This window comes from Leptolyngbya sp. NK1-12 (assembly GCF_032598965.1).
Classification (GTDB): domain Bacteria; phylum Cyanobacteriota; class Cyanobacteriia; order Elainellales; family Elainellaceae; genus Elainella.
Window position 1 is genome coordinate 4,360,727 of sequence record NZ_CP053586.1, and the last position, 19,124, is coordinate 4,379,850.

General features: G+C 52.2%; 20 protein-coding genes and 1 tRNA gene. 10 read left to right on the forward strand and 11 right to left on the reverse strand.

Annotated elements, in window-relative coordinates; genetic code table 11:
* Positions 1 to 76: 76 nt before the first annotated feature.
* From HJG54_RS18570 to HJG54_RS18580, 3 genes are all read left to right on the forward strand, one after another.
* Positions 77 to 1,711: a glycosyltransferase family 39 protein gene (locus tag HJG54_RS18570; RefSeq protein ID WP_316430556.1), complete on the forward strand. Its 1,635-nt coding sequence runs from the start codon at positions 77 to 79 to the stop codon at positions 1,709 to 1,711.
* 247 nt (positions 1,712 to 1,958) lie between these two features.
* Positions 1,959 to 2,354, forward strand: coding sequence for a response regulator (locus HJG54_RS18575; RefSeq protein ID WP_316430558.1), 396 nt, complete (start codon positions 1,959 to 1,961; stop codon positions 2,352 to 2,354).
* A gap of 99 nt (positions 2,355 to 2,453) precedes the next feature.
* Positions 2,454 to 3,230, forward strand: coding sequence for a polysaccharide deacetylase family protein (locus tag HJG54_RS18580; protein WP_316430560.1), 777 nt, complete (start codon positions 2,454 to 2,456; stop codon positions 3,228 to 3,230).
* Here the strand turns inward: HJG54_RS18580 and HJG54_RS18585 are convergent.
* From HJG54_RS18585 to HJG54_RS18605, 5 genes are all read right to left on the reverse strand, one after another.
* The gene (locus tag HJG54_RS18585) at positions 3,181 to 3,765 is read right to left on the reverse strand and encodes a CPBP family intramembrane glutamic endopeptidase (protein WP_316430561.1); all 585 of its coding nucleotides are present in this window, start codon (positions 3,763 to 3,765) and stop codon (positions 3,181 to 3,183) included. The genes HJG54_RS18580 and HJG54_RS18585 overlap by 50 nt on opposite strands.
* 168 nt (positions 3,766 to 3,933) lie before the next feature.
* Positions 3,934 to 5,022, reverse strand: a complete 1,089-nt coding sequence (locus HJG54_RS18590) for a DUF3326 domain-containing protein (protein WP_316430562.1) — start codon at positions 5,020 to 5,022, stop codon at positions 3,934 to 3,936.
* Between the two features lie 34 nt (positions 5,023 to 5,056).
* On the reverse strand, positions 5,057 to 5,266 hold the full coding sequence (locus HJG54_RS18595) for a hypothetical protein (protein WP_316430564.1): 210 nt from the start codon (positions 5,264 to 5,266) through the stop codon (positions 5,057 to 5,059).
* Positions 5,267 to 5,312: 46 nt separating this feature from the next.
* Entirely contained in the window at positions 5,313 to 5,645 is a 333-nt protein-coding gene (locus HJG54_RS18600) for a 2Fe-2S iron-sulfur cluster-binding protein (RefSeq protein ID WP_316430565.1), read from the reverse strand.
* Positions 5,646 to 5,872: 227 nt separating this feature from the next.
* Complete coding sequence (locus HJG54_RS18605) at positions 5,873 to 6,061, reverse strand: hypothetical protein (RefSeq protein ID WP_035997393.1); 189 nt, start codon at positions 6,059 to 6,061, stop codon at positions 5,873 to 5,875.
* Positions 6,062 to 6,198: 137 nt separating this feature from the next.
* Here HJG54_RS18605 and HJG54_RS18610 point away from each other — a divergent pair, with 137 nt between their 5' ends.
* Positions 6,199 to 6,762 (forward strand): DUF2854 domain-containing protein, encoded by a 564-nt coding sequence (locus HJG54_RS18610; protein WP_316430567.1) that lies wholly within the window; start codon positions 6,199 to 6,201, stop codon positions 6,760 to 6,762.
* Positions 6,763 to 6,770: 8 nt separating this feature from the next.
* Here HJG54_RS18610 and HJG54_RS18615 read toward each other — a convergent pair whose 3' ends face one another.
* From HJG54_RS18615 to HJG54_RS18625, 3 genes are all read right to left on the reverse strand, one after another.
* The gene (locus HJG54_RS18615; protein WP_316430569.1) at positions 6,771 to 7,361 is read right to left on the reverse strand and encodes a DUF924 family protein; all 591 of its coding nucleotides are present in this window, start codon (positions 7,359 to 7,361) and stop codon (positions 6,771 to 6,773) included.
* Positions 7,362 to 7,398: 37 nt separating this feature from the next.
* Complete coding sequence (locus HJG54_RS18620) at positions 7,399 to 7,776, reverse strand: hypothetical protein (RefSeq protein WP_316430571.1); 378 nt, start codon at positions 7,774 to 7,776, stop codon at positions 7,399 to 7,401.
* A gap of 184 nt (positions 7,777 to 7,960) precedes the next feature.
* The gene (locus HJG54_RS18625; RefSeq protein WP_316430572.1) at positions 7,961 to 8,860 is read right to left on the reverse strand and encodes an ABC transporter permease; all 900 of its coding nucleotides are present in this window, start codon (positions 8,858 to 8,860) and stop codon (positions 7,961 to 7,963) included.
* Positions 8,861 to 9,058: 198 nt separating this feature from the next.
* On the opposite strand from HJG54_RS18625, the gene cobJ reads away from it, so the two are divergent.
* Positions 9,059 to 11,020 (forward strand): precorrin-3B C(17)-methyltransferase, encoded by a 1,962-nt coding sequence (gene cobJ, locus HJG54_RS18630; protein WP_316430573.1) that lies wholly within the window; start codon positions 9,059 to 9,061, stop codon positions 11,018 to 11,020.
* A gap of 67 nt (positions 11,021 to 11,087) precedes the next feature.
* On the forward strand, positions 11,088 to 11,183 hold the full coding sequence (locus HJG54_RS18635) for a cytochrome b6-f complex subunit PetL (protein ID WP_063834671.1): 96 nt from the start codon (positions 11,088 to 11,090) through the stop codon (positions 11,181 to 11,183).
* A gap of 138 nt (positions 11,184 to 11,321) precedes the next feature.
* On the opposite strand, the gene HJG54_RS18640 is transcribed toward HJG54_RS18635, so the two are convergent.
* Positions 11,322 to 12,908 carry a B12-binding domain-containing radical SAM protein gene (locus HJG54_RS18640; RefSeq protein WP_316430576.1) on the reverse strand — a complete coding sequence of 529 codons (1,587 nt, stop codon included), beginning with the start codon at positions 12,906 to 12,908 and terminating at the stop codon, positions 11,322 to 11,324.
* Between the two features lie 547 nt (positions 12,909 to 13,455).
* Positions 13,456 to 13,540, reverse strand: a tRNA-Leu gene (locus tag HJG54_RS18645).
* A 354-nt stretch (positions 13,541 to 13,894) separates the two neighbouring features.
* Here HJG54_RS18645 and murA point away from each other — a divergent pair.
* From murA to mutY, 3 genes are all read left to right on the forward strand, one after another.
* Entirely contained in the window at positions 13,895 to 15,208 is a 1,314-nt protein-coding gene (gene murA / locus HJG54_RS18650) for a UDP-N-acetylglucosamine 1-carboxyvinyltransferase (RefSeq protein ID WP_316430577.1), read from the forward strand.
* 318 nt (positions 15,209 to 15,526) lie between these two features.
* On the forward strand, positions 15,527 to 15,865 hold the full coding sequence (locus HJG54_RS18655; RefSeq protein WP_035997406.1) for a DUF760 domain-containing protein: 339 nt from the start codon (positions 15,527 to 15,529) through the stop codon (positions 15,863 to 15,865).
* Between the two features lie 142 nt (positions 15,866 to 16,007).
* Complete coding sequence (gene mutY, locus HJG54_RS18660) at positions 16,008 to 17,243, forward strand: A/G-specific adenine glycosylase (RefSeq protein WP_316430580.1); 1,236 nt, start codon at positions 16,008 to 16,010, stop codon at positions 17,241 to 17,243.
* A 128-nt stretch (positions 17,244 to 17,371) separates the two neighbouring features.
* Here the strand turns inward: mutY and lipB are convergent, their stop codons facing one another.
* On the reverse strand, positions 17,372 to 18,046 hold the full coding sequence (gene lipB, locus HJG54_RS18665; RefSeq protein WP_316430581.1) for a lipoyl(octanoyl) transferase LipB: 675 nt from the start codon (positions 18,044 to 18,046) through the stop codon (positions 17,372 to 17,374).
* Positions 18,047 to 18,246: 200 nt separating this feature from the next.
* On the opposite strand from lipB, the gene hpf reads away from it, so the two are divergent.
* Positions 18,247 to 18,894, forward strand: coding sequence for a ribosome hibernation-promoting factor, HPF/YfiA family (hpf, locus tag HJG54_RS18670; protein ID WP_035997412.1), 648 nt, complete (start codon positions 18,247 to 18,249; stop codon positions 18,892 to 18,894).
* Positions 18,895 to 19,124: the final 230 nt, after the last annotated feature.

Sequence of the window (19,124 nt, forward strand, 5' to 3'; positions counted from 1 at the left end):
AGGTGCGGTCATTGCCTAGAACGGGAACTCTACAGCAGAAGGCTTAACCTTTCTTTGATTTTCTTTATATCAAGTCATGCGGTTTCTGCTGGTAGTTTTGCTGAGCCTAGGGCTGCTGTTTCGCTTTGCCCATCTCGACCGGAAAGTTTATTGGTACGACGAAGCCTTTACGTCCCTGCGGGCCGCTGGCTATACCGAAGCGGACGTGGTACAACACTTTGCTGCCTCAGAGGTGGTCAGTGTGCAGGAACTCCAGCAGTTTCAGCAGCCTACTTCTGACCGAGGTTTAAGTGCGACTATCCAGAGTTTGGCGGTCGAAGATACGCAGCACCCACCGCTGTACTACGCGATTGCCCATGTTTGGATCCACTGGGTTGGCAGTTCGGTGGCGGCCTATCGCTTGCTGCCTGCCCTCTTTAGCCTGTTGAGTCTACCCGCCGTATATTGGCTCAGTCAGGAGCTATTCGTCAAAACTGGTGCGTTTGCCTCGGCCTTGCCGGGTTGGGTTGCGGTTGGGCTGTGGGCCATTTCGCCGTTTCAGGTGATCTACGCCCAAGAATCGCGGCAGTACAGCCTTTGGGGAACCGTTACCTTAGTGATGACAGCGGTCTTTCTGCGAGCACTGCGGACCCAGACTTACCTGAGTTGGCTGCTCTATGCCTTCAGCGTTACCCTCAGCCTCTACACCTTCTTGCTCAGCGGTTTGGTTGTAATGGCCCACGGAATTTATCTGCTGTTGGAATCAGGATTTCCTCTGCTCAAATCTCGCATAACTCGACGCTGGATGGCCTATCTAATTGCCAGCTGCACCGGCCTGATGCTGTTTTTGCCCTGGCTGTGGCTGTTGGTGACAAACCTGTCGCAGGCGCAGTCAGTGACGGATTGGACCAACAATCAGCAATCCTGGCCGCGGTTGGTGCTGACCTGGGCCAGTATCGTAGGGCGCGTGTTTTATGACCGGGGTGAGCTACTGATCGATCGCCTGGTTCAGATAGGAGTACTGCTGCTGGTGGCCTATGCTTTCTATTCTCTGTGGCGCTCAACCGCGCGGCAGGTTTGGCTAATGGTTTTGGTCCTGACTCTGACGCCGATTTTGCCCTTGATGCTGGCGGATTTGGCCTTGGGCGGGTTGCGCTCAACCTTTCCCCGCTACTTTATTCCTTCGCTATTAGGAATCCAGCTTGCCGTAGTTTACCTTGTCAGCCAAATGATTCAAGCTCGACGAGGCTGGGGCAATGGCCGATTGCTAATGGCGGCGGTATGCTGCGCTGGTTTGGTTTCCTGCCTTGCCAGTTTCTCGGCTCCGACTTGGTGGCAAAAAACGCTGAATCAAGAAAATTGGGCTGTAGCTCAGGTGATCAACTCAGCCGCTCGTCCGTTGCTGATCAGCGATGCCGAAACGGGCGATTTGCTAGCCCTCAGCCATGCACTCAAACCAGGGGTACAGCTACTGCTGCGCCCGACCTGCTACACCTGCTCCACTCAAACTGTCGATGATCCTGGTACTCTGCTGGCAGAAGTAAACCAGCTTAGTCAAGGCTTAGACAGCGATTTCTTCAGCGATATGTATTTCTTCCATCCCAGAAGCAGCAAACAATGGCGGCAGGCGTTTAAACAGTTTCTAAAGAATAATCCTGATCTTAAATTGGCATCTATACCTGTGAAAGATCAGAAAAACAATGAACTTCTCTGGAGAATTGTTAACAAATAGAGCGACAAATTAAGTTGTTGTCTTGTTTCGAGAAAGTAAAACTTTTAACTTCAAAAATTTACATACTTTCCCAATAATTCAATAAAAAGGTTTGTTTTGTACCTGACAGGAAAAGCTAAGAAAAATGGAAAGTTTCAAATTAGAAATGATCGCTGGAAGCTATTAAATTCAAAGTTTCTACCGTTTATACCACGAACTAGCAATAAATCTAGAGAGCTATATTAGCCCATAGCGTGCTAATGCTCTCATGGAACAGTTGCAGAACTATATTTTGATATTAGATCAAGGCTCTGATGACCTTCAGTTGATTGAATCGCTGCTGGGTCATCTGCGTTGTCCATTGGTCGTTGCGAGTTCTCCGGAGCAGGCGATGGCGAGAGCCAGTCAGGCTCCTCCCTATCTGTTGATTCTGACGGGGAATCAAAACCAATGGCCCAAATCTTTGGTGCATCAGTTCCGCATTCTGGCGGATACCTCTGGCATTACGATTGTGGCGTTGACCGATGTCCATGCACCAAGCTGGCTGCGGCAAGAAGATAATCCTGGCTTGGATGGTTTCTTGGTGAAGCCGTTGAATCGGGACATTCTCTCGTCTCTCGTCCAGTCGGCTTGGGTGCGGCAAACCTATTGCTCCAGCCATTGACCATTCATCCATCATTAACCAATCATTGACCAGCCATTCATGCCAATTTTTCAGTAGGGTAGGATAGTCCCTGTCAGCGCTTTTGCCTTTAATTGATTCATGCAATTTGCTCCCCTCTATCCGCTAATTCACAAATTACTCAAACCGGCGTTTCCCCAATGCCTCTGGGCCGGTGCTGCCGCCACGAAAACGATTGCTCTGACGTTTGATGACGGTCCGCATCCGCTGCATACGCCCTATCTGCTAGAGGTATTGGATCACTATCAGATTCAAGCCAGCTTTTTTTGGTTGGGAGTTTGCGTGGATCGATCGCCCGAAGTGGCGCAAGCAATTTGGCAGCGCGGTCACTGGATTGGCCTGCATGGCTATCACCATCGTTCGTTTACGTTGCTATCGCCTCAAGAACTACAGCAAAGTCTACTTCAGACCCAAACCGCCATTGCCAATGCTTGCCAGCTCGACTTGGCCGCAGTGCAGCAGCAGATTCGCGATGTCCGCCCGCCTAACGGCTTTTTTACACCGCAAATTCTGCGTTGGTTAGAGCAGTGGCAATACCGTCCAGTCATGTGGAGCGTGGTGCCGGAAGACTGGGTCAGGCCAGGAGTAGCCGTGGCAGCGGAGCGGGTTCTAAATCAGACTCAAGCCGGCTCAATTATCGTCCTGCATGATGGCTACTGCGGCGGTGAAGACGTGGCCCAGATTGCGGCTGAAATCATTCCACGCCTCTTAGACGAGGGCTATCAGTTTGTCACGGTTGATGAGCTTTGGCAATGTCGCTGTACTGCACCTACTGTTGGACCTACTGCTGGACCACCTACTGAGGCAACTATTCATTCCGCAGCTTCCACACGCAGCTCGAAATCAGATTGGTCGTGATGTGGGCCACAATTGGCACGAGCAAATTGCCCGACAGCAGGGCACTCAACCCCAGCACAACTCCGATCACCGTTGCCCACACCACATAGGGCCACTGTTGGCTGCCGCTAAAGTGCAGAATGCCAAAACACAGGCTGGAGAGAATTAAGCCAAACCAGGTCAAGCCTAACGCCGGCAACATCACACCGCGAAACAGCAGCTCTTCGCTCATACCAGGCAGCAACCCCAGCCAAATCAAATCCGGCAATGCTAAAGGTCGAATGACCAGCTCCAGATAATAGTCGGCGCTTTTGCGGTAAGCCTCCCAAATCCGGTACATCAAGGCGCTAGCTGCCGTAATTCCCAGGCCGGTACCAATGCCCACCAGCAAAGCTAAGCCAGACCATTGGAGGGGCAATAGCACCGCAGACGTATCAAAAAATAGCCACAGACGCGCAAACAGCAGCAGCACCACTGCCGTTACCCCCATTGCAATCAAGACTTGAACGCGGCTCAGGGGTTCTACATTCGGTTTCGGAGAACTGGGGTCAGACACAGCGCAGGAAATAAAGTTAAGACGCTTGAACTGGCAATCGAATTCGCCCTAAATTCCAGGCAATTTCGTGTCAAGCTGGATTGGTTTAAGGCTAGCATTTGCCGAGATCCGAATCAAACCAACCAACCCTGCCAAAAGTTAGTGACCATTCCGCAACTCGACCAGAATTTAACTCGATTGCTGCCTCGATTGCCCCAATGGTTGAATTGCAGGCAAATTGGCTGACAAAGCGGCAGGATGCACACCAGCTCGATGGGCCGCCACAACTCCAACCGCTTCTAGATAGGACTGGACCGTCAGTGACTGAATCCCTAGTGCCTCGGCAGTCACCTTGAGGCGAGTCGAATTGTCTTTTACCGTGATAATTTTCGTAGCCGATTGACTGAAACTGAGCACAGCACTACCGCCACAGGCCGTTTCCGGCACGATCAAGGCATCTACCTGATCAGCCCAGATATCCTGCGCCTGCGGTGACGTTCGCTGGTCGATCAACTGCGGTGCCCGACTCAATCCCACCAACACACAGGGGAGAAAGGTGTAGCCCAATTCTTCCGCCGCTGATCGAGGCGACAAGGACGGATCAAGGGGCAGGGGCGACAGGGCAGGCGCGTGGGCACAGGGTAATTGGAAGGTGCGGACCACCAAATGGCTAATCACAGCTTCGGCTCCAGCGAGTGGATCAACGCCCTTGCCATGTCGGTAGAGTTGCAGCGCTTCGGTACCTGAATCATCAGGAAAGCGAGCCACCACCGCAATTGCTTCCGCTCTGGCATCTTTCAGCTTTTCCACTGCTCGCAGTAGACTGGCTGGCTGGTGAATCGTTCCCCAGGTGGCTCCAGAGGCGGCTGTTCTCAATTCCACCCCCAGCGGAGCATCCGTCACCACGTAGTCGGTTAAGCTGAGGCCCAGCGTAGCCTGTGCCGCATCCGCGACCTGCAGATGACGCACCCGCAGTTCCGGTTCAATTGCCTGATCGAGCACTAATCCGATCCGGTTTTGATGCACCGGACGCAGCCCCCATTCCCCTGCCGCAAACTGATCGAGGCCGTAGCCTTCCACATAAAGGGCGTTGGGTAACGGCCAGTAGAGCTGTGCTCCGTTTAGGACATTGGGATGGGTAATCAGCCGATCCACCACCTGAGCCAGTGCCCGCGCCACCGGCAACGCATCCCCCGCATAGCCACCAATGGCGGCTCCAACGCCAGTAGGGACAAGCAGCACCGCTGTGTAGGGACGATGATTCAAGGAAGCAGGCACATTCAACCTCGGCAGATTTAACAGCAGAAATCCCTTAAACCAGGGTTACGGCATCGGTTGGTAGTAAAAACGTGGATTCACACGTCACCACGGCTTCGATGTGAGCTTTGGCTCGCTCGCCATCCACGGCCACGATCGCCCACCGCAGCGGTTCTCCATAGCGACGCAACTCGGCCAGAATCGACCGCTGCAGTTCAGCCGGTGCAATCAAATCCAGCTCCAGCGATAGAAAACGAGTCACCATAGTTGCGTCCTAATCGCCCACTGTTAGCTCATTTACCAGTTGCCACCTATTTGCCGCTTTTCTGAAACTGACCAAATTGCAGCTGATAGACCGTATCTTCTTTCTCGGTTTCAATTTTCAGATCGGAGCGGGGATAGGCCACACACAGCAGCACATAGCCTTGGGCTTGTAGTTCGGGGCTGACTCCCATACCATCGCTTTGGTCCACGCTGCCGGATAGAATTTGGGCGGCGCAAGTGGTACAGACTCCGGCACTGCAAGAAAAGGGCAAGTCCAAGCCAACAGCCTGAGCCGCAGACAGAATGGTTTCATTTTCAGGAACAGTCAGAGTGTGAACATCACCTCGATGGTGAATTTCAACGGTATAGGTGTTTGCCATAAATCGGTTTTGTCAACTAGTGTTCTGCCAAAAATAGACGGGGCTGGGGTCCCCGACAGTCAAACGATGAAGGTCAAAGAATCGACAGCCTACTTCTCTACCAATAGCAGATTGCTGCCGGTCTAATACAGCCTCACAGATTACTTTACCGACTGATTGTCATTCGTCTTGTCATTCGTTACAGGTCCTTGGTAGCCCCACAAATCCTGGCTCCTGGCTCCTGACTTCTAACCATCCGGAAAGGTGCGTTTAAACTCTTCGATTAACTCATCAATTTCTTCCAATGCTTGATTGACATCAATCCGGAGGGTACCGAGGTTGGGCTGTTCCAGTAGGCGAATCAAGGACTCGCGTTTGCTTTCAATCAACTGGAACCGGGTACGCAAAGACTCAATATCGGGCTGAGTATCTGTCATAACAACTCCTGAACAGGTGGATTATCTACCAATCCTGACGACTACAATCGCTGTTCTGGCTGTTCTGTCAAAGCAGGCCAACCAGAGCAGACCAAGATGGTTAATAATTGTTAACTAGACGATTCAATCCATGAACCATGTTACGTCAAATTTCCTTAGGATCGGTGGGCTTAGTGATCGGAGCCATTCTGTCGGTGATTGGGGTAGCAGCCTATGTGGCTGATAACGCAACCCTGAACCTAGTGGGTTTCTTCTATGGAATTCCGCTGTTGCTGGGTGGCTTGGCCCTCAAGTCGGCTGAGCTAAAGCCCGTACCCTATTCCCAACCCCCTACCGCTGAAGTCATCGCCCTACGCGAACAACAGGCCACGCCCATCCAAACTCAGATTCGCAAAGACGTAACCCGCTATCGCTACGGACAGGCAGCCCATCTCGACAGCTCTTTAGAATATCTCGGTCTCAGCCCTACAGACGAGGAGCGGCCTGTGCTGGTTGGTATCCGGGAAGAAGCCATCGATGGGGCCTATGCCCTGATCCTGGAGTTTGACTCGCCGCTGATTCTGCTGGAAACCTGGCAGAAAAAGCAAGAAAAACTGAATCAGTTCTTTGGAGCCGGTTTGCAGGTGAAGCTATCCCAGCCTGCGGAAGAGCAGATCGAACTAGCGCTGATTACCCAACCCGAAGCCAACAGCAACCTCTAGCTCGGCCTCTAGAACGAAGAACCGGGCTGCTTGAGAAATTCGATTTCTTCTGGAGTGCTCTCCCGGCCCAAAATCCGATTGCGATGGGGAAACCGCCCAAACCGTTCAATCACATCCTGATGCCGCACGGCGTAATCAAACACATCGGCCAGTTCAGGAACCTCGGCACTGAGTTGGCGGGTCAGCTCAACCGACTGATGCTGATCGGCTAGATTTTCGCTGTGCTCAAACGGCAAATACAGAAAAATCCGCTGAATCGGAGCAAGCTGCTGATCGAACCCCTGAGCGACTGCCTGCTGGGCAATTTGCAGCGCTTTGGCATCAGTAGCAAAGGCTTGGGGGGTATCGCGAAACATATTGCGGGAGAACTGATCCAGCACAATTACCAAAGCCAGACAGCCAGCCGGAAGCTGTTGCCAAGCATCCAATGCTCCAGCGGCTGCCTGCTCATAGATCGCCGCAAACTTCTGCCGAATCTCGGCATCCAACTCCGGCTGTTTGCCAAACCAAAACTTACGGCGCTGCGCGTAGGAAGCGGCCTCTGGCGGATCCCCAAACCAAAAGCTTAAGACGGCTTGAATTTGCGAGTCATGGTCCATAAAGCAGTGTCCATAGAGCAGCCCGAATCAGATTAAGCTACGGGTTCACGACGGGCGGTTCAGTGGGTACAGCACTGGGTTCCACAGGGGTCGGTGATTGCTGGTTCTGCTGCATCAACTCGCGCTGCCGAGTACGGAAATCATCCGCCTCAGTACCAAGATTTTCCTGCTGGTCTTTACTAAACTCGGAAATGCTGCGGACATTGCCAAGCTGGATGCGGTGCATCATGTTGAAGAAGGGAGAATAGCCATTGTCCCGGTTCGAGAAGGGGTCAGAATCTCGGGCTTGATTAGCATCGAGCGGATCCACACCCTGAGCCGAAGCAACGCCAATCCCGGCGCTCAACCCTGCTCCTGCCACAACCAGTCCAATTGTGAATTGAGAAATTTGTTTAAGTAGAAAATTCTTGCTCATTAGCCTGAAACTCCTCACAGAGCGATTTTCAACAACTCAATGCTGTTCAGCTAGGACGCAACTCAAGTGGGAATTGCTCCCAATTTCTCTCAAAGTTTAACGACAAATTCGGTTTTTGAACGCGGCCTGTTCGGTTTTTCTTTGAGTAAACCAAATTCCTGCAACCTGTTGCCTCTAGCTAGAATCAGGCAAACGACCGCCGCAGCAATGGTCGAATACTCAGCAAAGCAACGAGGCTGAATCCCGCCAAAACCAGTAGCGCCGTTCCCAAACTAATCGTGGCAAACGGAGCCTGCATCACCACACTGTGCCAATCCCAGCTGCTATGGGTGTAGATATAGCGAATCGGCTCGATCGCGTAGCTGAGGGGGTTCAAGCTAGCTACCACCTGCAACCACTTGGGCATAAAGGACAACGGTGCCAGAGCTGTGCTGGCAAACAACAACGGCAAGTTGGTGACAAAAATCACAGCAATTAGCTCGATATGCCCCGGCAGGGCAAAGGCCAATCCTAAGCTAAGGGCCGTCACACCCAGTACCAGCATCAGCACAATCAGCACCACCAAGCCCAAACCGCCTAATCCTGGTAACCCAGCGCCCAGAAACGCGCTCATGCCCAAAATCACTGCCGTCTGCACCAGGCTCATGGTGGCGATAAAAATGGCCGAGGCCAGCACGATCGAAAAGCGCGAGGCCAGTGGTGCTACCAGCAACCGATTCAGGAAGCCAAACTCGCGATCAAACATCACCGGCAGCCCAGCATTCAGGGCACCTCCAAAGGCGGTGAAGACAATCACGCCCGCCGCCAAAAACTGACCGTAGTTCTGACTGCCGCCAAATAAACCTTGCGGCACATTCTGAAACAGCGCTCCAAACAGCACCAGCCACATTACCGGCTGAATAATTCCGGCAATCAACGTAGAGGGACGGCGCTGCAGCTGAATGAATAGGCGACGAGTTAGGGCCAGCGTTTCTTGGACAAAGTCGTTAAAACTAGTAGTCTCGGCTGAAATCGCGGCTGGCTGGGTTGCTGGAGGCCGACTAGCGGCAGGGGGATTGGTAGGAGGGGTAACAGTCTGACTCATCTTACGTCCTCGTGTTCACACATCGTGATTCAGCACATCAGGATTCAGCCTTGATTCTGCACAGGTTTACCTGTTCAAAATGCATGTCGAAAGTACAGAATTCCGTGCATTGGGCTTGTCTTTAGCCTAGCGTATGTCGGACCGATACGGAAAAGGCGGCACCCAGCCAAAATGCTATAAGCTCAATAAGTCGCTTGAATGGATCGTTTCACCTTGCTATTCCACGATTTTCAGCCGCTGCTAGCCCTTACCACCACCTTCACCGGCGTGCAGCGCCTCCAGCCGCTCTGGGAAACTGCTGCCGTTTCGCTCTGGGTCCCAGCCCCGATTGGTGAGCAAATTCAGCAGGCGAAACTGCCCATTCCTTCGCTTCAGGTAGGTTCAGATTTGTTGCGAGAACATCTGACCCAGCAGTGGCCAGCTCATCGAGGTTTGATTTTTTGTCTGGCAACCGGCGCGGTAGTGCGGTTAATTTCGCCGTTGTTGCAGCATAAGGCCACCGATCCAGCCGTGGTGGTTGTAGATACCAACGGTCAGTTTGTGATCAGCCTCTGTGGGGGACACCAAGCTGGAGCCGATGCCCTAGCACAAGCGGTAGCCCGCCAGCTCCACGCCACGCCGGTTTTGACCGGAGCCGCTAACGGGCTGGCTCTACCCGCTATCGATCGTTTGGGTAAACCGTTTGGTTGGCAGCCGGGTTCCGGCGATTGGACAGCCGTGAGCAGCGCCATTGCTCGCCAAGAACCGGTACAGGTAATCCAAGAAGCTGGCTCCACGCTCTGGCAAAACCATTTACCCGCTGAGCATTCCTTTCAGTTCGGCTTTCCAGAAGTGCCTGCTCCAGCCGGCTCACCACCTACTCCCTCTCCCAGAGCACGCATCTGGATCAGCCCGATGCAGCGCAGCTTTTCGCTTGAGGCCGATTTTCCTAAAGTGCAGTGGCATCCCAGAGTGCTGTGGGTTGGGATTGGCTGCGAACGAGGCACCTCCAGAGCCTTGATCGAAACGGCGGTTCAATCGGTGTGTCGCGCTCATCATTTGGCCGAGGCGGCGATTGCTGGCGTTGCCACCATTGACCTGAAAGCAAATGAAATTGGGTTAGTGGAACTCTGTCAGGGCCGCCAGTGGCCGCTCCGCTGTTTCTCGGCTGAGCAACTGCGGCAAGTTTCTGTACCGACGCCCTCTGCTGTCGTGGAAGCCGAAGTTGGCACACCCAGCGTAGCCGAAGCTGCCGCAATCTTAGCGGCCAGTCCCTCCTCGGATGCTTCCTTACTCCGTGTCCGCAAACAAATTATTCGCCAGCCCGATCAGCCGGGAGCCGTGACAATTGCGATCGCCCAAGCCGACCAGGAATATACCGGACGCCGAGGCCAGCTCTGGTTAGTCGGAATAGGCCCTGGCCAGCTCAATCAGATCACGCCCGCGGCTCAAACCGCCATTACTCATGCCGATGCCGTGATTGGGTACAGGCTGTATGTGGATTTGATTCAGGCTTTGCTGCGACCCGGCCAGATCGTCGAAGCCCTGCCTATTACTCAAGAACGCCAGCGGGCCGAACGCGCCATCGAACTGGCGAACTGGGGACTGACGGTCGCGGTGATTTCCTCTGGTGACTGCGGCATTTACGGCATGGCTGGACTGGTGATGGAGCAGCTTCAGCATTCCGGCTGGGATGGCAAAACGCCAGCAGTAGAGGTATTTCCCGGCATCACCGCTCTGCAGGCCGCCGCGGCCCAAGTTGGTGCACCCCTGATGCATGATTTTTGCGCCATCAGCCTCAGCGATTTACTTACGCCTTGGACTGTGATCGAAACACGACTCTCCGCCGCGGCCCAAGCTGATTTTGTTACGGCGCTCTACAATCCCAAATCCCAAACCCGGACGCAGCAGATTGAAACCGCACAGCAGATTTTTCTTGCCCACCGCGCTGCCCAGACGCCGGTGGCGATTGTCCGCTCAGTCTATCGTCCCGATCAGCAGGTGACGCTCACGACCTTAGACCAGATGCTAGCGCACCCGATTGACATGCTGACGGTTGTGTTAATTGGCAACCAAAGCACGCGCACCTTTGCCGATTGGATGATCACGCCGCGGGGCTACCTGGCCTCTTTAGTGAACTGTGAGACGGATCGAGAGTCAAATCGAGAGTCCAACAGTTGAGCAGTGCGCCACCTGAATGGTTCAATGATCGGTGTAGACAACTTGGAGCAAACGGAGAGCAACCGGAATGGGTGGAGTGATTACTTACTTTATTCTGCTGGGTACCGCATTTGGTCTGGCAATGGGCCTATACTTCGGCCTACGAACCGCCAAAATCATCTAGTCCACATCAGTGAGATTTTAGTGAGATTGATGTAATTCGATCGGCGGGTATTGAGACTGAAATCAAACCCGCCTTTTTGCTTTTTTGGTACAAGAGCAGTTCTGGAACTGCCTCTACCAACCGATGCCGAACCGACCTCTAACTGGCGACAACTTCCACCGACTTCACCTGGGCTGCTTCTCGTTGTGCCTGTTCAGCCTGATACTCGGCAAGCTGCGCTTCGATCTGGTCGCGGACGATCTGGCGATACTCGATAAAGTGCTCCGCATGGGCACAGACAATCAGATAGTGGTCCGCGATGCCGGGATTCTGCCGCAGAATGCTAAAAAGTTGCCACCAAAACTGCCAGCGGGTGTTGCGCTTGATGCCCTGCCGCCAAATAATCGTGAGCAGCGCTCTTACCTCGACTAAACTTGGCATCCGGAATGGCGCCTTACAGGGCGACGGCTTCATGTGCAAAAAGTGCCGATAGACCCGATCTAGAAACTTGGATGGTTCGTACAGGGTGCAGAAAGCATGGACATACTCGCGGGCAATTTCTTCCACTGGACGAGTCGGGACAAAGTTCATCAGCGCGAACTGGTTGCCGTCACTCTTGTGGTTATAGAGCCGTCCTTCTTTTTCTAACCGATGCCACAAGGCTGTATTCGGCAAGGCTTGTAGTAGGCCAAACACCGCTGTCGGAATCGCCGTTTGCTCAACAAACTCAATAATTCGATCGCCCGCGCCTTTTTTCTCACCATCGAAGCCGATAATGAAGCCCGCCATGATGCGTAGGCCCGCTCGGTTGATAGTTTGGACTGCCTCGACTAACGAACTGCGTGTGTTTTGAAATTTCTTGGTCAGCTCCAGGCTGTCGGCATCAGGGGTTTCAATTCCCAAGAAAACGGCGTTGAAGTTGCACTCTACCATCAGTTGGATCAGCTCTGGATCTTGAGCTAAATCTACTGAGGCTTCGGTATTAAAGGCAAACGGATACTGATGCTCGGCCATCCAACCTTTTAGCTGTTTCAGCAGCAGCTTCACATTGCGTTTATTGCCGATAAAGTTGTCGTCCACCATAAACACGGCCCGTCGCCAGCCCAGTTCATAGAGAAAATCAAGTTCGGCCAGAAGCTGTTCGGGTGTTTTGGTGCGAGGTTTGCGGCCATAGAGCACAATAATGTCGCAGAATTCACACTGAAATGGGCAGCCGCGCGAAAACTGGACCGACATCGAATCGTAGGCATCCAGTTCTAGCAGGTCATAGCGCGGAATCGGCGTTGTGGTCACATCCGGCCTTTCGCCATTCGGAGCGCGGAAAACTCCCTGCGTCTCACCTCGTTGCACTGCCTCCACAAACAGCGGAATCGTAATTTCGCCTTCATCTAGAATCAAATAATCTGCTCCGGCGGCGAGGGCATCTTCTGGCACAGAGGTGGGATAGGGTCCACCCACAGCCACTCGCTTACCTCGTCGTTTCGCGATCTGGATCTGCTCTAGAAAATCTTGCTTCTGCACGATCATGGCCGACAAAACTACCAGATCGGCCCATTCCCACTCGGCTTCCGTGACTTCGCGCACATTGTGATCGACGAGCTTGTATTCCCATTCCGCCGGGAAAATGGCCGCCGCCGTAATCAACCCCAGGGGAGGCAGCAGTACTTTGCGATCAATTAGCTCCAGAATCTTCTCAAACGACCAAAAAGTCTTAGGAAATAAGGGATAGAGCAGCAGAACTCGCATGAAACGCTCAACCTCACACTAAAGGACACCCATTATCTGAACCAGTCCGCTTGCGTCAATCTTTTGCGGCAGCCAACTGAAGTGTCAGCCAAGGTCAGGACAGCAAACGTCAGAACAGCAAATATCAAGACAATAGGTTTCTAGTTCAGCCTACCTTACTCTGGTTGTTTCTGCCCTGGAGCAACTCAGTTACCATTTGCCCTGAACTGCTCATTTGGCCGCAGCTTGAGTTGATTCTGTTGAGAGTTATTGATTGGTTTCATAACGAATTCCAATCCTCATGCCGCAAATCGTTTGAGCAAATGATTAAATCTTTGTTACAGAAAATCATCGACCTATAAGAAATTTTAAGCTGGCTTTACATGTTGGCTAGAGCAATTAGGTTTCAATTAGGTTTAACCAACTATGACAACCTATAACCAACAGATAGCCCGGCCTAGGAGCGATTCACTCAGGAACGCCCGCAAAACCGAAAATTTCGATACACCATACACTGTGCCTATCTTGTCTGGCTAAATCTCTGGCTAAACCTGTTTCGTCTGGCTAATGCGGAACCCGGGACTTGAACCCGGAAGTCTTTAACAGACACTAGAACCTGAATCTAGCGCGTCTACCAATTCCGCCAGTTCCGCTCATAAATTCAATCTTGGCAACCTTAAAGCACTCGGCGCGCATTTCAGACTGCGATTTACCATCATGCCGTAAACAAAGGATTTCGTCAACTGTTCCAGCGGCAAAAATTTCTTCGCCTGTTTGAATTTTTTGACAGCAAAATCGCCAGAAGGCGATACACTCCACTGAGGAGACTTCTGGACATTCTTGACGTTTCCGGTAGAATCAGTACCAAATTTGTTTGCTTTGCAGCTTTGAGGCCATAGTTTGCAGGAAAGGTTGCAAACAAAATTGATTAAGTTCTGGAGGACAGAGCCATTACTTCTCATCTCAGCATTTCAAGTTCCTACGCTCCGACCGAGGAAGACAAAACAGTGCTTCGTATCTGGGGTAGGCAGCCACTACGAGGACAGGTCAAAATTAGCGGAGCCAAGAATTCTGCTCTGGTGATTATGGCTGGGGCGCTACTCTGTGCGGATGATTGCCACATCCGTAATGTGCCTTCTTTGGTGGATGTCTCCCGCATGGGCGAGATTTTGTCGGCCCTAGGCGTCAAGCTTCAGCGGCAGGGAGACACGCTTGAGATCAATGCTAGCCACATCGGGCAGTCGAAAGCACCTTATGAGTTGGTCAGTCAGCTCCGGGCCAGCTTTTTTATCATCGGTCCGCTGCTGGCTCGGTTGGGAATGGCTCGCGTTCCTCTACCCGGCGGTTGTGCGATTGGGGCGAGGCCAGTGGATCTGCATGTGCGGGGCCTACAGGCAATGGGAGCCGATGTGCAGATCGAGCATGGCACGGTGCATGCCTACCTGAAGGGTGGTAAGAAACGCTTGCAGGGAGCCAGGATTTACCTAGACTGCCCCAGCGTTGGCGCTACCGAAACCCTGATGATGGCTGCCACTCTAGCCGAAGGGGAAACAATTATCGAAAATGCCGCTCAGGAACCGGAAGTGGTGGATCTGGCTAACTTCTGTCGGGCGATGGGTGCTCGGATTCGTGGGGCCGGCACCAACACCATTGTGATTTCTGGCGTACCGCGGCTGCACTCTACCGACTACAGCATTATCCCCGATCGGATCGAGGCTGGTACTTTCTTAGTGGCAGGAGCGATTACTCGCTCCGAGATTAGCTTGGCTCCTGTAGTTCCCGATCACCTCACAGCCGTGATTGCCAAGCTGCGCAGTATTGGAGCTGATGTAGTGGCCGATGCGCCCAACCGCCTGCGGCTAATTCCCGGCCAGCGACATGTTGCTACAGATATCAAAACCATGCCCTTCCCAGGGTTTCCCACTGATATGCAGGCCCAGTTTATGGCGCTATTGACCCTGAGCGAAGGCAATAGCGTAATTAGCGAAACCGTATTCGAGAACCGCCTGCGTCATGTGGCCGAACTGAACCGCATGGGAGCCGATATCACCGTCAAAAACAACATTGCGATTGTGCGGGGTGTACCGATGCTATCCGGTGCCCCAGTAGTTGCCACAGACCTACGAGCCTCAGCAGCGCTAGTTTTGGCCGGATTAGCCGCCGATGGTGTCACAACCATTCAAAGCTTGCAGCATCTCGATCGCGGCTATGAAAACCTGGAAGGTAAACTGCAAGGACTGGGCGCAAAACTCTGCCGAGTCGAAGCAGACACCGAACCCAACCCGGTTGATGCACCGAATTTACCGACGGTTCTCTCCTGAAGTCAATCGTTCAGATCAGGTCCACTCAATATCAGCTACTAGAATGGGAAGTTCAATGCTTCCCATTTCTGTTTTAAATCTTTGAACTCAATCAAACCCACAAACAGAGTGCAACCTGCCCATCACCAACTCTCTTCTGACTTCTAACTCCTGACTCCCGTCGGCTGACGCTCTGGGAAGCCTGATTCCTCTCCCCTACCTCCTCCCATTACGTAGATCCGTCTTTCTAGGTTCGGTTCTGCCCATCTGTACTCGGTTTTGTCCTTTGTTACATTAAGTTCATAAACCAAAGGCCACAGTCCGAGTGAGGTTCCTACCGTGAACAACGCAACGAATAAAATTTCTGAATACTTTGGTGGTGAGTCAAGCAACTTACTCTGGCAGTATATTCAGTCCATGAGTCCAGAAACCGTGGCTCAACTGTCGAAACCCGGATCGGGCGAAGTAATGCAAGTGATGGAACGCAATATTATTGGACTTCTGGGTGGGCTACCCTCTGAGCATTTTGACATCACGATTACCACGAGCCGCGAGCATATGGGACGACTGCTGGCTTCGGCAATGATGAGCGGCTACTTCCTGCGCAACGCAGAGCAACGCATGCAGTTCGAGCGTGCCCTCCAAACCACCGAGGCAAGCGCCCCAGAAGCTGAATAGAGCCGCTAGCGGATTCCGAAGAACAGGCATTTAAAAATGGATTCACAAAATGGATTCACAAAATAGGTTCTGAGTAGCATTTGTATTGCTAGCAACTTGAGGACTTGGCAGATTTTCGCGATAATGGCCAGGTCCTTTTTTAATGACTGCAAATCCAATTCACAGCAACTCCAGAGCATTGAGTCCCAAGAGTCCCAAGAGTACAAAAGTAAGTACCAGAGCAAAGGACAGTTCTGGTGTTTGGTTGCTTCATCCTGACCAAGCTGGAGTGCAGGCAGCCCGCTACCAGGTGCTGCTGAATTCACCAGTCGTGGTGGAATTGCGCCAGTTGTTGCTGTGCTGGTATGCCGTTCATGGCCGCAGCTTGCCCTGGCGTCAAACCAGAGACCCCTACGCCATCTGGGTTTCGGAAATTATGCTCCAGCAGACCCAGGTAAAAACCGTGATTCCCTACTACGAACGCTGGTTGGCTCAGTTTCCTACGATTGCAGCTCTGGCCGCAGCGAACCAGCAGCAGGTCTTGAAGGCATGGCAGGGCTTGGGCTACTATGCTCGTGCTCGCAATTTGCATCAGGCAGCACAGCAGCTAATGCAGCAGGGTGGCCAGTTTCCCACCAGTCTAGAGGCCGTCCTCACCTTGCCCGGAATCGGGCGAACCACCGCAGGCGGCATTCTTAGCGCTGCGTTTAACCAACCTACGCCGATCCTAGACGGCAACGTAAAGCGAGTATTAGCGCGACTGCTGGCCCTGGAAATACCCCCCAACCGAGCCACTTCCCTGCTTTGGCAAGCCTCGGAGCTACTGCTCGATCTGGACAATCCCCGCGACTTTAACCAAGCGCTGATGGACTTGGGAGCCACCCTCTGTACACCCAAACAGCCTGCCTGCTTACTTTGTCCTTGGAATCAATACTGTCACGCCTATCGCACCAATATGCAAAACGAACTGCCTGTAAACGAAACCCGGACTGCCATTCCCCACAAGCAGATTGGCGTAGCCGTAATCTGGAACGACCAGGGACAAATCTTGATCGACCGCCGCCGTCAGGATGGGTTGCTAGGCGGTCTGTGGGAATTTCCAGGTGGTAAGCTTGAAGCAAATGAGACTATACAAGCATGTATTCGTCGAGAAATTCTAGAGGAACTTGGGATTGAAATTGAAGTTGGCGATCATTTGATTACCATTGACCACGCTTACAGTCACTTCCATGTAACGCTGAATGTATACCACTGTCGGCATATATCCGGTGAGCCGCAACCACTTGAATGCGACGAAGCACGCTGGGTTGATCTTGATGAGTTGGACCAATTTCCCTTTCCTAAGGCAAATGTGACAATCATCGAAGCGTTGCAGCAGTTTAAGCAGGTTGGCAGTTAGAAACCGCGTCTACCCAGACAAAACTCACCTTCGCGGGTTACTCAACCAAATTCCCGATCACCTTATATCAACAATAAGGCCAGTCGCAGGCTGACCTTATGGGTAATTCAACCAAATTAAACAATAAATTAGAGTGCGAGCGTTCCGCTCGCGAAAGATTCTTCAACCAACTCCACCTGAAACACTTCAGCAAAACAGCTTGCCACCTGCTGGCGTACTTGATCGATGTCAACATCCGGCACAAACTGCGCTAGGCTACCCACTGGTTTATCGGCAATGCCACAGGGCACAATTTGCTCGAAGCCGCTCAGATCAGGGCAAACGTTGAGCGCAAAGCCATGCATCGTGATCCAACGGCTGACCTTGATGCCAATCGCCGCCACCTTGCATCCTTTCACCCAAACGCCAGTCAGACCCGGAATTCGCTCACCGGTTAGCCCATAGAGGGCCAAAACCCGAATTAGCACTTCTTCGAGCTGCCGCAAGTACCAGTGCAAATCTTGCCGGTAGTGACGCAAATTCAGAATTGGATAGCCGACTAGCTGCCCCGGACAATGGTAGGTGACTTCTCCGCCGCGCTCGGTGCGGTAGAGCAAATGTAACGTTTTGTCTAGATCAAATTTTAAGAAATCTAAACTCGCACCCTGCCCTAGCGTGTAAACAGGTGGATGTTCTAATAGCAGCAGTACATCATCCAAGTCAGCAGTCTGGCGACGTTCGGCTACAAAGGATTGCTGCCAGTTCCAGGCCGTTTCATAGGGCACTAATCCGCAGTGATAAAACAAACAGCGACGAGTAGACATAGCAAACTGTACCTAACCTAGAAGACAGGACTGACGCTGGATTGCCGGGATCAAGCGTGGGATAACCTAACTTTTTCATCGACATTAGAGTTCTAATCAAGAAATATCAACGGATGCAAAAGATCTTTAACGAGTCTGTTGTCCAGAATACAAGGTGCTAGGGTGTAGATATGACCCAACTCTACAAGGGAGGAAGCTTTATGAAGCTTGTTATCCAGGGCAAAAACATTGAGATCACCGATGCGATTCATGAGTATGTACATCAAAAGATTGAAAAGGCGGTCAGTCACTATCAAACCCTAACCACGGAAGTTGATGTACACCTGTCGGTTGCTCGTAATCCCCGGATTAATCCCAAACAAACGGCTGAGGTCACGATTTATGCCAACGGTACCGTTGTGCGAGCTGAAGAAAGCAGTGAAAACCTCTATGCCAGCATTGATTTAGTTGCCAATAAAATTGCCCGTCAACTGCGCAAATACAAGGAGAAACGCCACGAGAAGAAACATGCTCCGGTAAAAACCGTCGAAGCCCTGAGTCAACAGCCCGTTGCACCATCCCTGATCAACGATCAACGCTCGCCTAGCCTGCCCGAACAAGTGGTGCGGATGAAGTATTTTGCTATGCCTCCCATGACGGTTGAGCAAGCGCTAGAGCAGCTAGAACTGGTTGATCACGATTTCTATATGTTCCGCAATGCGGAAACCGGCGAAATTAACGTGATTTACGAGCGCAATCATGGCGGCTATGGGGTAATTCAGCCCCGCAATGGCAATGGCCACACCAACGGCAAGTTCGCTGAAATTGCCCATGCGGCTAAAGCCACTGAAGCAGCCCGCCAGCGCTAGGTTGCCAGTCCGAGCCAACTGAAACTCATATTAAGCCAAAATTCGGTGCTTAATGTTTGGTGCTCCTGAATACTCGCCTTGCTCAGCCTTTTGCCAGTCAAGCTCAGGCTGGGCTTTTTATTCTTTTTGTTCTTTTTGACTGTGATTTTGTCTCCAGCTTGCTAGTTGTACTAGCGAAGTATGTAACAATTTCTAACGAGGGTCACAGGTCTTCCTATACGGACTTTAGC

What these genes read in the sequence shown, in the direction of transcription:
- HJG54_RS18570 (WP_316430556.1), top strand. Translation starts at nt 77, where the DNA reads ATGCGGTTTCTGCTGGTAGTTTTGCTGAGCCTAGGGCTGCTGTTTCGC.
- HJG54_RS18575 (WP_316430558.1), top strand. Translation starts at nt 1,959, where the DNA reads ATGGAACAGTTGCAGAACTATATTTTGATATTAGATCAAGGCTCTGAT.
- HJG54_RS18580 (WP_316430560.1), top strand. Translation starts at nt 2,454, where the DNA reads ATGCAATTTGCTCCCCTCTATCCGCTAATTCACAAATTACTCAAACCG.
- HJG54_RS18595 (WP_316430564.1), bottom strand. Translation starts at nt 5,266, where the DNA reads ATGGTGACTCGTTTTCTATCGCTGGAGCTGGATTTGATTGCACCGGCT.
- HJG54_RS18600 (WP_316430565.1), bottom strand. Translation starts at nt 5,645, where the DNA reads ATGGCAAACACCTATACCGTTGAAATTCACCATCGAGGTGATGTTCAC.
- HJG54_RS18605 (WP_035997393.1), bottom strand. Translation starts at nt 6,061, where the DNA reads ATGACAGATACTCAGCCCGATATTGAGTCTTTGCGTACCCGGTTCCAG.
- HJG54_RS18610 (WP_316430567.1), top strand. Translation starts at nt 6,199, where the DNA reads ATGTTACGTCAAATTTCCTTAGGATCGGTGGGCTTAGTGATCGGAGCC.
- HJG54_RS18615 (WP_316430569.1), bottom strand. Translation starts at nt 7,361, where the DNA reads ATGGACCATGACTCGCAAATTCAAGCCGTCTTAAGCTTTTGGTTTGGG.
- HJG54_RS18620 (WP_316430571.1), bottom strand. Translation starts at nt 7,776, where the DNA reads ATGAGCAAGAATTTTCTACTTAAACAAATTTCTCAATTCACAATTGGA.
- HJG54_RS18625 (WP_316430572.1), bottom strand. Translation starts at nt 8,860, where the DNA reads ATGAGTCAGACTGTTACCCCTCCTACCAATCCCCCTGCCGCTAGTCGG.
- cobJ (WP_316430573.1), top strand. Translation starts at nt 9,059, where the DNA reads ATGGATCGTTTCACCTTGCTATTCCACGATTTTCAGCCGCTGCTAGCC.
- HJG54_RS18635 (WP_063834671.1), top strand. Translation starts at nt 11,088, where the DNA reads ATGGGTGGAGTGATTACTTACTTTATTCTGCTGGGTACCGCATTTGGT.
- HJG54_RS18640 (WP_316430576.1), bottom strand. Translation starts at nt 12,908, where the DNA reads ATGCGAGTTCTGCTGCTCTATCCCTTATTTCCTAAGACTTTTTGGTCG.
- mutY (WP_316430580.1), top strand. Translation starts at nt 16,008, where the DNA reads ATGACTGCAAATCCAATTCACAGCAACTCCAGAGCATTGAGTCCCAAG.
- lipB (WP_316430581.1), bottom strand. Translation starts at nt 18,046, where the DNA reads ATGTCTACTCGTCGCTGTTTGTTTTATCACTGCGGATTAGTGCCCTAT.
- hpf (WP_035997412.1), top strand. Translation starts at nt 18,247, where the DNA reads ATGAAGCTTGTTATCCAGGGCAAAAACATTGAGATCACCGATGCGATT.